We start from the raw sequence: 12000 nt of genomic DNA on the forward strand, positions 1-12000 counted from the left end.
TCTTTGGACTAATATGACCAAAGATTTTTTTATTAATCACGCCATCACGACCCATCACATACATCAAGCGCGATACCCCTGCATGCGCAGAAATACCAGATGCCATCACTGTCACGATTGCAAAAGCAAGAACATAAGATTGGAACAATGAGCCACCAACTAGGAGTAAAATGTCAGGCTGTGTTGCTGCGACATCTTGGAAGTAAGTTTTAGGATCATTTGGAAAGTAAATTTGCATGAAATATGTGCTGATGATAAACACGATCCCTGCAAATAGAGCAGTCAAGAAAATAGCTTTTGGAAGCGTTTTTTCGGTATCTTTGGTTTCTTCTGCAAGTGAACTTAAAGAGTCAAACCCTGTAAACGAGAAACAAAGTAAGGTTGCACCAGTAATTAATGCGCCAACTGAGGTTAACTCGTTCCAAAATGGTTCAAGACTCCAAAGCTGATAGCGAGTTTCTGCTGTTATTGGTCCTTCTGCGTTAAGTCCCATTTGTAATTTGCTATAAACTAAATAGGTAAATACAGCAATTACAATCAGCTGGACTAAAACAATCATGCTGTTGAAATTAGCAACAAACTTGGCGCCACGTAAGTTTACGCCAGTCATGAACGCAGTCAAAACAATAACCCAAACCCAATGATTTACACTTGGAAATAATGCTTCAAGATAAATCACTGCAAGGATGATATTGACCATTGGTGAGAGTAAATAATCTAACCAAGATGACCAACCTACCATAAAACCAACATTGGGATGAATGGATTTTTGCGCGTAGGTATATGCCGAACCAGACGATGGATAGCGGCGAATCATGTGACCATAACTCAAAGATGTGAACAAAATTGCAATTAAGGCCACTATGTATGAGGTAGGAACATGATGATGACTTTCTTCTGATACTAGACCAAAAGTGTCAAACAAAGTCATAGGTTGAATATAAGCTAAACCAATAATGATAATGTGCCAGAGACCTAGCGTTTTTTGCAGTTTAGCTGCCGATTGAGTCCCAGAGATATTTGTCAACGGCGTTATCCTCATAATCGTTGATCAAGGATCAGCTATGGTTTAAGGATCATTTGAGACGAAATGATCCCCCCTACAGAAAAAAGAAGTCCGCCAATCTATCCTAAATTGGTATTCATTGTCAGTACTTTTATGCTTTTTTTAGCAATTTTTTTGCCAATTGTGGAGAAAAAAAGATGAATAAAAGTTCACCTAAATTTTAAAAGCCCCGATCACTTTATATGATCAGGGCTTTTTCTGCATGATTTATGATCTAAATCAATTAATTACCAAGCTTTTTGCAAGATAGCACGTAGATCTTTTAAGCTTGCTTCTTTAGGATTGAAAATGATTGAACCATCATTCAGCGCTTTTTCTGCAACATCATCAAGTTGAGCTTCAGTGACTTTACCAGTTTCACGCAAATTGCGAGGTAACTTAGTTAAGCTGAATAAACGATCACGCATCGTTAGGATTGTAGCAATCGCTTTATCTGCACGTTGATTTGCAGGGGTTTGAGCATAAATGTCAGCGCCTGCTAATGGAAGCAATAATTCACCAATCTTATTGCCATTTACTTCTTTATTGTATTCAAGCACATATGGCAAGAACAAGTTCATACATAGACCGTGAGGCAGATGAGCTACTGCACCTAAAGCATGACCTAAAGAGTGAACTAAACCAACCATTGAGTTCGAGAACGCAATACCAGCCATTGTTGATGCTTGTGCAAGCTCTAAACGACCTTGTGGTTCACTAGGATTATCTAGAACTTTAAACAAGTTTTCGCTGATTTTTTTGATAGCAGCACTTGCATAAGCATCACTTAAAGGGTTAGCAGCCAAGCACGTATAGGCTTCAACAGCATGTGTCATCGCATCCATTGCAGTCATAGCTGTAAGATGCGGTGGTAAGGTTTGAGTCATACGTGGATCAAGGATCGCAGCATGCGGCATTAGATAATATGACGTAAATGGGATTTTTACGTTCTTTTCTAAGTCAGAAACAACAGCAACCATTGTTACTTCTGAACCCGTGCCAGATGTCGTTGGAATCACGAAGAACGGTTTCAATGGTTTTGATAGGTTATGTGCACCTGAGTACTGTAGTAAATCATTACCACCCTCAGATACCAGAATGTTAGTTGCTTTAGAGGTATCAATAACTGAACCACCACCAATTGCAATAATCGCATCACATTTTTGTTTGCGATAAAGTTCTGCTGCTAAGCGAACAACTTCTAAGCTTGAATCTGGTGGTACATCATCAAAAATTGCACCAATAACAGCATCAGTCGTACTGAAAGCAGCTTCAATTGGATTCAATAAGCCATTTGCGCGAACACCCTTGTCAGTAATGATCATTGGGCGTTTTGCACCTAAAGTTGCAAGTTCAAAAGGGATATGCTCTAACGCGGCATTACCAGCAATTACTTTTACAGGGCAGAAAAATTCGTAATAAGGCTTAGCCATGTTAAGCACTCCGTTGGAAATATGATTTAGCGACTTTAAGGTAAATATTTTTAGCACCCGTGAATTTTTCTTTTAATGTCAATTCGGCTGGGTAGCGTTTTACTGCGAGTGAAGCAATTAACTTAGGTAAGATCAGTGCTTCCATTTTATTTAAGCAACGGACAAGGCGAATCGCACTTGATACATCACCATCCGCAATCATTCGGTCATTTGCGAAGGCTTGAGCTGTGCTTTCTTGGAAAGAAAAAACTAAGAAGGCATGAGTCAGATGCTTAAATGTAATGGTTAAATCAGGCTTACCTTTGTAATTTGGTAATAGCTCTAATTGTTTTTCTTCTGTTACCCGAGCGATAAATGCAGGACCATTAGGAAAAACATTCATCGAGAGTATAAAGCCCACAGGAAATTTAGAAACTTCCTCTTGAACTTCACTGTCCACTTGGCTTGCCATTACTAAACCACGACCAACAACGTCCATCATGAGTTTTACGTAGGCAAATTGCAAAGTGGGCTTCACTGCTTTGGTCGAAATCACTTGCGTATCCCTTGTTAAAATTATGCAAAAGCAAATTTAGAGTATTTACTCTAATTTATTTCTCTAGATTTTAAAAGTAATTTATTCAGATTTGACTTCAAGGTCATTAAACAAATCTGCATTTTTAAAATATTCAACGAAATCATTACAGAGCTGCTCGAAATTTGGATAATCTTCAAGCAAGTCTTGTAAGCGTACCATTTCTAAACCTGCGTATCCACAAGGATTAATGGTTTGAAAACCACTTAGGTCACAATCAATATTTAGCGCAAGCCCGTGATAACTCCTTCCTTTTCTAATTTTAAAACCTAAAGACCCAATCTTACGTCCATCAACATAGACTCCTGGGGCATCTGGTTTGGCATAAGCATTGATATCGTATTTCTTGAGTAAATCGATCATCGCTTGTTCAGCGAAGCTAACTAAAGTTCTGACATGCCATTTCAAACGATTAAGATCAAACAGGAAGTAGGCAACCAATTGTCCTTTACCATGCCACGTCACTTGACCACCACGATCTGTATGCACAACAGGAAGTTGAGTATGCATGAGAATATGTTCTGGTTTACCTGCTTGTCCTTGAGTTAGAACATCTTGATGTTGGAGTAGCCAAAGCTCATCAGGTGTTGTTTCATCACGATGAGTTGTAAAATCTTTCATCGCTTCAAATCGTGTCGTGTAATCTTGTAGATCCTGAAAACATCGAATGATTAAGGATGGTTTATCAAGGTTGGTCACAATAAACTTCCTTTGATTGAATAAATACTTTTTTGCGGAAAATCTGCTCTAACTGATCGTTTTTCGTTTCATGTGGATTTGCACAATTCGACCACTCACGAATGAGTTGAATTTGGGCATATTGAACTGCGTTTTTGCTTTTTAATTTAATATCAAAATCTTTGCTGCGTTTCATGAGAAATTGTGGATCATTACCTAATTTTAACTCTAATTGATTTTCACGTTGCAGAGAAAGTTTGGCATTGTTAATCAGTGATAGCTTATCTTGTGCATTTAAAGCCTTGGCTTGGTTTAAACATTGTGGTGCAAAAGTCGAAGTGAGTAACTTCGTAGGCTGTGTAAATGCGAGAGCTGTCAAATAATTATGTTGGTATTCCTGATCTAGATTTTGAATAAGATCATTTTTGAGTTGCTGAAATTCTTTAATAGGCAAGGGGTGTAGATTATTTAATGCTTTTTTCTGTACTTTGTATTCTTCTTGAATTGCAATTAAATTGATCTTAGCAATGTCATCTGGGTGAAAGGCATAAGATTTACTATTTAATTGTGTCGAATGACGTGATTGCATCATTTTAATCGTGTCATTTAATTGTTTAACTGTGAATTTATTGGTTTCATAAACTCCTTTATATTCACACAGTTCATTTTGCCATGAAAAAGTTGCTATTTTCGCATCACTGATAGATGGGATAAATACTGTAAATAATGATAGTAAAATTCGTTGCGTTTTCATCAGCTATTTCGCAATCATAAATCGAAAAAGAAAGAATAATATAGAAGTGTTATGAATGGTTTAACTGATCAGAGGTTTTATTTGCATACATAAAAAATCCAAAACACTTTCGTATTTTGGATTCCTTGATTATAGCGCTGTCTTAATTAATGGACAGGCAGCAAGATCAGCATATAGTGCATGAACTTGTTCTAATTCTTCAAAGCGTAATTGCGCAGTTAAAGAATGATATTTACCTGTGCGAGAAGCTTGAACAGTAACTGTTTCACCATCAAACTCAGGGAAGTGCTTCTGCAAAATATCAACAACAGCCACTCGAAGTTCATCCCCTGCATTACCAATCAATTTGATTGGATAGTCCATTGGGAAAACCCAAAGATGTTCTTGCAATTCACGAGAAGGAGTGCGGTCTAACATGAGCAACCTCTTAATTTGAAACGCCTGCATCAGTGCAGGCGCTTATTATCTAATACAATAATGGGGACAAAGCACTAGACTTCAACCCCTAAATCAAAGCCTACAGAATGCACTGTTAGAGCTTTGATTTTTGAGTAAAACACACTCAATATTAGTCGTTTTCCAGGAATGAGCGTAAGTGTTCAGAACGAGAAGGGTGGCGAAGTTTACGTAACGCTTTTGCTTCAATCTGACGGATACGCTCACGCGTTACATCAAACTGCTTACCGACTTCTTCTAAAGTATGGTCAGTTGGCATATCGATACCAAAACGCATCTTCAAAACTTTTGCTTCACGTTCAGTTAAGTTTTCAAGTACTTCACGAGTCGCTTCTTTTAAGCCTTCCGAGGTCGCAGCATCCACTGGTGAAGTGATGTTTGAATCCTCGATGAAGTCACCAAGATGCGAATCTTCATCATCACCGATTGGTGTTTCCATCGAAATCGGTTCTTTTGCGATTTTAAGTACTTTACGAACTTTAACTTCGTCCATTTCTAAACGTTCGCCTAATTCTTCAGGTGTTGGTTCGCGACCCATTTCTTGAAGAAGTTGACGAGATACACGGTTGATCTTGTTGATCGTCTCAATCATGTGTACTGGGATACGAATAGTACGGGCTTGATCGGCAATAGAACGAGTAATTGCCTGACGAATCCACCACGTAGCATAAGTCGAGAATTTATAACCACGACGGTATTCAAACTTATCTACGGCTTTCATCAAACCGATGTTACCTTCTTGAATAAGATCAAGGAATTGTAAACCACGGTTCGTGTATTTTTTCGCAATCGAAATTACCAAACGTAAGTTCGCTTCAACCATTTCTTTTTTAGCACGACGGGCTTTTGCTTCACCTACGGCCATACGTTTAGAAATATCTTTAATTTCTTTAACGTTTAGATCTAGTTCTTTTTCGATGTCAGCAATCTTTTGTTGGAATGCAAGTACATCTGGGCGAACTTTTTCAAGGTGTGGTTTGATTTCAGCAGGTGCCTTAGCAATCTGTTCATCTAACCAAGCAGGATTTGATTCTTGCTCTGGGAACGTTGTACGGAACTGATTGCGATCCATACGACCACGACGTACAGCATAACGCATAATCTCACGTTCATTTGCACGAATTTGATCATGTGTGCCACGAATCATTTCTGAAATAATGTCAAATAAACGTGGAGTAAATTTGAACATCATGAACACAGCTGCTAGAGATTCAAGCGCTGCTTTCGCTTCTTCACTGCTACGACCGTGTTTTTCAATAATCGCTTTTGTGTCATTCCAAGCAGATTCTAATTCTGTAAAACGAACTTTTGCGACTTCTGGATCAGGACCTGAATCACCTTCAGAATCATCATCACCTTCAGAGTCTTCATCTTCATCATCATCGTCGAGTTTTACATCTTTTGCTGGTGCTGCTGGAGTTTCAGCATCCTCAAGCACAGCTTCTTCTTCCAGTACTTCTGGAATATCATCATCTGTTTCTGGATCTAAATAGCCAGAAAGAATATCGGCAAGACGACGCTCGCCAGTTAAAAAATCATTATATTCTTGTAAAACGACTTCAACAGCATTTGGCCAGTAAGCGATCGAGTGTAAAACATCACGGATACCTTCTTCGATACGTTTTGCAATACTGATTTCGCCTTCGCGAGTAAGAAGTTCAACTGTACCCATTTCGCGCATATACATACGAACAGGGTCAGTCGTACGACCAGGCTCACTTTCAACTGAAGCCAATACTGCAGCAGCTTCTTCTTCTGCAACTTCATCAGCAGCCTCAGTCGATTCGCCAAACATCGCATCGTCAGTTTCTGGCGCACGTTCATGCACAGGAATACCAACGTCTTGAAGCATCTGAATGATGTCTTCAATCTGTTCGCTTTCTGTAATCGAGTCCGGGAGATGATCGTTAACCTCAGCGTAAGTTAAGTAACCTTGTTCTTTGCCTCGGCTAATCAGAGCCGCTACTTGAGAAGTAGGGGAATGCATATCGCTCATCTTTGCTTACTCTTTGTTGAATCTGTGGCGGTGAAAAACCGTGCATGATAGCACAATTCACGTCGAATGTTTTGGATTTGATCCGTTTGTCTTAAATAAAAAAATAGGTTTGATTTCACGGTAGTTTGTTGGATATGGGGTTGAGTATTATTTTTTCAAGCAGCAAGTCCATTGAAAGTGATTATATTTCATTGTTGTTGCCCTCCATCTATAAATACACAAAAAAAGCGCTGAAAAAAAGTACAAATCACCGATTTATAGCGAAAAAATTAAATAAAACTTGACAAGGTATTTGAAGAAAGATAAATAGCGGCTAGACCCATTTATATTTTTCATTGTTAGAGGTAGTGTTAGTGTCTTCTACAGATTTTGAATTAGATGATGATAACTACGGCGATGATGATGTTGGTTTTGATGAGTCATCAGGAAAAATCAGCGCCAAAGAATCATTAGAAAAGCGCCGTTTGATTGATGATCTATTGGCTCAACGTCGTTTAGAACGAGAATTAAAAGATTTTGATTATGATTTCGACGACGATGATCTCGACGACGAAGACTGAGCAAAATTTCTGAGACTTTAAGTCTTAAAATGTTATGCTGTTGACGAAATATTTTTAAAATTTGGATAAAGAATGAGTACGTTAGATTTAGACTTATTGAGTAATTATCTTGACGGTGATCAAAACGAATACGGTCTGGATTTTGCAGCGACTCATGGTTTTCTGTGTGCAATAGCCGTAGGTCCAAAGTTTGATCGTTGGTTAGAAGAACTTTTTGATAATAATCAAAAGAAAGTTCCTAGCGAAATCGTTGAACAAGTTAAGTTATGGTTAGAGTCTCTAAGACAAGACTTAGCAAACGAAAACGGAATCGAATTTCCTTTTGAAATCGAAGAAGCAGACGTTGAATCAAGTTTAGGTGATTGGAGTGTAGGTTTCGTTGATGCAATGTTCTTGAACGAGGATGCTTGGTTTACACCTGAGTTTGAAGAGCAACTTGTAGATTTAACTTTACCAATAATGGTCTTCAGCGGTATTGATGAAGAAGATCCTCAGATGGAGTCTTTCCGTCGTAATGGTCAATTGATGGATGAGTTAGCAGAAGAAATTCCAGATAATCTGAACGAAATCTATCTCATGTATCATACTCCAGCCTAATATGTTGTATTTATCAGCTTATTAAGTTGATGAAATTTGATATAAAAAACGTCCAATAATGGGCGTTTTTTATATCTTTAAATTTATATTTTGATCGATTAGATTGAATGTTTTATATTTGAGAAAAGATTAAACTGACACCTAATAAGCCCAGCAACTAATTAATTCTTGGTTCTAAACATCTCAATTAAGACGTTTTTTTATTCTCAAGTCCTTTTAGGGATTGCTTTGCATACCAGCCATAGCTGAGATGAAAAATAAAGTATTCAATTAATATTAAAAATACAGTCACCAAAATCCAAAGCCATATAGGAATGTGTTTAATAACCTCAATAGATGTCTGAATAGGAGCAATAAAAAATAGTGCGATTACGACGAGGATTGCACTGATAATTAAGTTACTCGCAATTGATCCTAAGATTAGATGCTCACGTTCTTGAGGATTAGGGACTCTTTGTTCGCGTTTTACAAAGATCCATGACGTAAAAAATCCTGCTGCAATTAAGGTCGGCACAGTAGTAGAACTTGATAGATCTATAAAGTAGGCCAATAATCCAAAAATAAGTAGCGTGAGTGTATAAATACCTGTAAATATCCATAGATAATATTTCATTATGATTTCTCTTTATGATTTGATTTTGGGTCTATAAGTAATTCAAATCTATATGTTAATTTTATTTTTTAAATAACTTGAACGTGAATTATAAATAATAAGTAATTAAAACCACAGCTTTTACTGTGGTTTTAATAAGTTGATATGTATTTAGTAAGGCTTTAATAGCCAAATCTTTTCTTCAGCATCAACCTTTCCTTTGAGTAATTCTGTTTGACTATCAAGTAATTGCAGTTGGTACTGCTTGGAATAATAGTCTTTAAGCTGTTGAGGGGAAATAGAGAAAGGAGGACCCGCCATCACGCTTTGATCATATTCAAAACTAATGAGTAATTGAGTTGCCTGATTGCTAATTTGCATCAAATGTTGTGCATAATCGGTTCGCATTTCTTCAGGTAAAGCGACTAAAGCAGCTCGATCATAAATCGCATCAATTTTACCAATATTGCTTGAAGTCAATTCAAAAAAATCACCAACAAATAGATCAATTTGAGGATGGTGATAATGAGTTAATTTTTCCAGTTTTCTTTCAGTAAATGGAATAGCAAGTTCGGCCATTAATTCTTCGATTGCAATCGGACTAAGATCAATTCCAATCAGATGATAACCTTGTGCTAACAACCAATGGATATCTAAGCTTTTCCCACACAATGGAAGGAAAATACGATTGTTTTTCTCTAGATTCAAGGAGTCAATATATTTAACTAATAGTGAATGAGGTTGATTGAGATGAAACCCAATTTCATTTTTTTGCCATTTATCATGCCAAAATTCATGTTTCATAATTTGTCTCAGATAAAAATAATTGAAAATAACTCTCAGTGTTTATCCTTATTATTTTTTTTGAACCTTCTTGCAATAATCCAAATGATATACAGTAAAGCTAGAGCTAAAATAATATAACCGACACGTTGCATAATCAGCGTCATCAAAGCTTGATTTTCGCTAAAGTGATAACCTAAGTAGGCTAAAAAAGTAGTCCATATAATCGTTCCTAAGGCACTGTAGGTCATAAATTTACCAAAAGGCATTTTACTCATACCCGCGGGAATACTTATGAGAGAGCGTACAGCTGGAATCATACGACCAAAGAAAACAATCTTGTGTCCATGTTTGTTAAACCAAGTTAATGCTTTTTCAAGATCACTTACCTTTATTCTTAGAAATTTTCCATAATGCTCAATAAAGATGAATAATCGTTGCTCAGGAATTTTTCGACCAATCCAATATAGCACCATCGCAGCAAGTAAAGATCCTGTACTGCCCGCAATAATGACACCAATTAAAGTCAAATCACCTTTAGAGGCTGTATAACCAGCAGAGGGCATAATAATTTCAGATGGTATTGGTGGAAAAATATTGTCTAAAAACATTAAGAATGCAATACCCAAATATCCCAGCTTTTCCATCACAGATAAGACCCAGTCTTCTAGTCCCATAGTACCTTGCTACGTATTTTCATTGATTAGAGGATAGTGATGCTTCTTTCTTAAGCACACAATATATGAATGGTTATTATTTTCTCGTATAAAAAAGCCGTAGAAAACTACGGCTTTTGAGCATAACAATAAATTATAGGCGTTTGCGTTTTGCTGCTGCAATTTGTGATTGGCGCATGCGGAAACCTTCTTTTTGTTTTTCTGTAGTTTTATCAATACAGAAAACACAAGAAACTCCATGTTCATAGCTAGGTAATTCAGCTTCTTCTTTAGTAAGAGGCCAACCACATGCATGACATTTAATATTTTCGCCTTCTTCAACACCATGTGTTACTGCTGTGCGGCCATCAAATACGAAACATTCGCCTTCCCATAAACTTTCTTCTGCTGGGGTTTCTTCTAGATATTTAAGAATACCGCCTTTAAGGTGATATACCTCATTAAATCCTTCTTGTAAAAGTAATGATGTTGATTTTTCACAACGAATACCACCTGTACAGAACATGGCGATTTTCTTATCTTTGTGTTGTTCTAAGTTTTGCTTTACGTATTCAGGGAACTCACGGAAAGTTTCAGTTTTAGGATCAATTGCACCCTTAAACGTGCCTGCTTTATATTCATAGTCATTACGTGTGTCGATTAAAATTACATCATCACGGCTAATTAACTCATTCCACTCTTTAGGGTCGAGGTAATGACCGACTAGATCACGGGGTTTAACTTCTACACCTAAAGTTACGATCTCTTTTTTGAGTTTAATTTTCATTTTGCGGAATGGTTTATCAGAGCTAAAAGACTCTTTATATTCCATTTCGTTGAAACCTTCGTTCAGCAAAAATTGATGTACAGTATCAATTGCTGTGCGATCACCAGCGACAGTACCGTTGATTCCTTCTGGTGCAACAATCAGAGTTCCACATAAATTGATGCTATTCACTAGTGTTAAAAGACGCTGTTGCAGATCCGCTGCATCTGAAACTTCTTTAAATTGATATAGTGCCGCAACAACCCAATTATTGGTCGCTTGCTGTTCTACAGGTGCAAGCTGTTCTACAGTAGCGTTCATGGATAACTCCAAATGTATTAAGATAGGAAAATCAAGGCGCGTATTTTAGCGTGAAATTTGAAAATAAGCGAGAAAACCATAAAATTGATATGGTTTTAGAGGAATGTGTTTTGAGTAATGATCGTCGAATCCCATCATTGACCCCATGTGCAGGGCGTTGTTCAACGGTATTTGGTGATTTGGTGTGCCGAGGATGTCGCCGTTTTAATCATGAAGTAATTCATTGGAATACATATACACCAGAACAGCGACTTACAGTTTGGCAACGTTTAGATGCACAACTTGATCAAATTCTTGTGCCTTTGTTACCTCATGCAAATATACAACAGGTAGAGGATTTTATTCATAATAAACGGATTCGAGTATTAGATACGGCAACGAAAGGTCGTAAGCTTTATCATGCATTAAAGATATGCGAAAAAAATAAGTACTTAGCGCAGGAAAGTGGTCTTGGGATTGTGGATACACAAGTGAAGCCTGTATGGGATGAATTCGAGAGAAGAGTATTGGCTTTAGCTAAAGCGAGTTATGAACTGGCTTGGCTTCGTGCCGATGGGATTAGTTCGAATTTGTTACGGACATTAGAAGAAGATGAAATCTAAATTCTTTTGTGGTTGATATAGTAAATAATAATTTCTGCGATCAATAAATTAATTGTCCAGCCTAGCCATGCTTCTAGTTGATATATATGGATTGGTGTTAGCCAGTCAATGTAAGGTTGTAGTTCGTATAACACGAGTTTCCATGTTCTTAAACTCAAGGCAGATAAAGCTAAAGCAAAACTTCTTA

14 protein-coding genes and 1 pseudogene are annotated in these 12000 nt (G+C 37.3%); 3 read left to right on the forward strand and 12 right to left on the reverse strand.

Going from position 1 to position 12000, the window contains the following annotated elements; translation table 11 throughout:
* From A2003_RS05325 to rpoD, 7 genes are all read right to left on the reverse strand, one after another.
* Positions 1–1042: APC family permease (locus A2003_RS05325; protein WP_286686910.1), on the reverse strand; the 1042-nt coding region annotated here is incomplete at its 3' end.
* A 251-nt stretch (positions 1043–1293) separates the two neighbouring features.
* Complete coding sequence (locus A2003_RS05330) at positions 1294–2478, reverse strand: iron-containing alcohol dehydrogenase (protein ID WP_004908412.1); 1185 nt, start codon at positions 2476–2478, stop codon at positions 1294–1296.
* A gap of 1 nt (position 2479) precedes the next feature.
* Entirely contained in the window at positions 2480–3013 is a 534-nt protein-coding gene (locus A2003_RS05335; protein ID WP_004908410.1) for a hypothetical protein, read from the reverse strand.
* Between the two features lie 81 nt (positions 3014–3094).
* Positions 3095–3751, reverse strand: a complete 657-nt coding sequence (lipB, locus tag A2003_RS05340; protein ID WP_004963621.1) for a lipoyl(octanoyl) transferase LipB — start codon at positions 3749–3751, stop codon at positions 3095–3097.
* A complete protein-coding gene (locus A2003_RS05345; protein WP_004963616.1) occupies positions 3738–4484 on the reverse strand; it encodes a hypothetical protein in 747 nt (248 codons plus the stop codon). The genes lipB and A2003_RS05345 overlap by 14 nt, the downstream gene beginning before the upstream one ends.
* Positions 4485–4613: 129 nt before the next feature.
* Entirely contained in the window at positions 4614–4901 is a 288-nt protein-coding gene (locus tag A2003_RS05350) for a YbeD family protein (RefSeq protein ID WP_004950773.1), read from the reverse strand.
* A 151-nt stretch (positions 4902–5052) separates the two neighbouring features.
* Positions 5053–6936: an RNA polymerase sigma factor RpoD gene (gene rpoD, locus A2003_RS05355; RefSeq protein ID WP_004963612.1), complete on the reverse strand. Its 1884-nt coding sequence runs from the start codon at positions 6934–6936 to the stop codon at positions 5053–5055.
* A gap of 353 nt (positions 6937–7289) precedes the next feature.
* Between rpoD and A2003_RS05360 the strand changes: the two genes are divergently transcribed.
* A complete protein-coding gene (locus A2003_RS05360; RefSeq protein ID WP_004908399.1) occupies positions 7290–7496 on the forward strand; it encodes a PA3496 family putative envelope integrity protein in 207 nt (68 codons plus the stop codon).
* Positions 7497–7568: 72 nt separating this feature from the next.
* On the forward strand, positions 7569–8093 hold the full coding sequence (locus A2003_RS05365; protein WP_004908396.1) for a YecA/YgfB family protein: 525 nt from the start codon (positions 7569–7571) through the stop codon (positions 8091–8093).
* Positions 8094–8280: 187 nt separating this feature from the next.
* On the opposite strand, the gene A2003_RS05370 is transcribed toward A2003_RS05365, so the two are convergent.
* The 4 genes from A2003_RS05370 to trhO all read right to left on the reverse strand — a co-directional run bounded on the left by A2003_RS05370 (position 8281) and on the right by trhO (position 11211).
* The gene (locus A2003_RS05370) at positions 8281–8706 is read right to left on the reverse strand and encodes an ABZJ_00895 family protein (protein ID WP_004963609.1); all 426 of its coding nucleotides are present in this window, start codon (positions 8704–8706) and stop codon (positions 8281–8283) included.
* A gap of 150 nt (positions 8707–8856) precedes the next feature.
* Entirely contained in the window at positions 8857–9489 is a 633-nt protein-coding gene (gene tmpT / locus A2003_RS05375) for a thiopurine S-methyltransferase (RefSeq protein WP_005402197.1), read from the reverse strand.
* A gap of 35 nt (positions 9490–9524) precedes the next feature.
* The gene (locus A2003_RS05380; protein WP_004963601.1) at positions 9525–10145 is read right to left on the reverse strand and encodes a DedA family protein; all 621 of its coding nucleotides are present in this window, start codon (positions 10143–10145) and stop codon (positions 9525–9527) included.
* A 133-nt stretch (positions 10146–10278) separates the two neighbouring features.
* Positions 10279–11211 (reverse strand): oxygen-dependent tRNA uridine(34) hydroxylase TrhO, encoded by a 933-nt coding sequence (gene trhO / locus A2003_RS05385; RefSeq protein WP_004908383.1) that lies wholly within the window; start codon positions 11209–11211, stop codon positions 10279–10281.
* A gap of 110 nt (positions 11212–11321) precedes the next feature.
* Between trhO and A2003_RS05390 the strand changes: the two genes are divergently transcribed.
* On the forward strand, positions 11322–11813 hold the full coding sequence (locus A2003_RS05390) for a DUF1289 domain-containing protein (protein ID WP_005402199.1): 492 nt from the start codon (positions 11322–11324) through the stop codon (positions 11811–11813).
* Here A2003_RS05390 and A2003_RS05395 read toward each other — a convergent pair.
* Positions 11810–12000 (reverse strand): annotated as a pseudogene (locus A2003_RS05395) (DUF2306 domain-containing protein); the annotation flags it as partial. The gene A2003_RS05390 and the pseudogene A2003_RS05395 sit on opposite strands and share 4 nt — an antisense overlap.

Source organism: Acinetobacter sp. GWC1_38_13 (genome assembly GCF_001767535.1).
Classification (GTDB): Bacteria; Pseudomonadota; Gammaproteobacteria; order Pseudomonadales; family Moraxellaceae; genus Acinetobacter; species Acinetobacter junii.

Bases quoted from the DNA above. Each gene is read 5' to 3' on its own strand.
- A2003_RS05380 (WP_004963601.1), bottom strand. From the start codon at position 10,145: ATGGGACTAGAAGACTGGGTCTTATCTGTGATGGAAAAGCTGGGATAT.
- trhO (WP_004908383.1), bottom strand. From the start codon at position 11,211: ATGAACGCTACTGTAGAACAGCTTGCACCTGTAGAACAGCAAGCGACC.
- rpoD (WP_004963612.1), bottom strand. From the start codon at position 6,936: ATGAGCGATATGCATTCCCCTACTTCTCAAGTAGCGGCTCTGATTAGC.
- A2003_RS05350 (WP_004950773.1), bottom strand. From the start codon at position 4,901: ATGTTAGACCGCACTCCTTCTCGTGAATTGCAAGAACATCTTTGGGTT.
- A2003_RS05345 (WP_004963616.1), bottom strand. From the start codon at position 4,484: ATGAAAACGCAACGAATTTTACTATCATTATTTACAGTATTTATCCCA.
- tmpT (WP_005402197.1), bottom strand. From the start codon at position 9,489: ATGAAACATGAATTTTGGCATGATAAATGGCAAAAAAATGAAATTGGG.
- A2003_RS05370 (WP_004963609.1), bottom strand. From the start codon at position 8,706: ATGAAATATTATCTATGGATATTTACAGGTATTTATACACTCACGCTA.
- A2003_RS05365 (WP_004908396.1), top strand. From the start codon at position 7,569: ATGAGTACGTTAGATTTAGACTTATTGAGTAATTATCTTGACGGTGAT.
- A2003_RS05330 (WP_004908412.1), bottom strand. From the start codon at position 2,478: ATGGCTAAGCCTTATTACGAATTTTTCTGCCCTGTAAAAGTAATTGCT.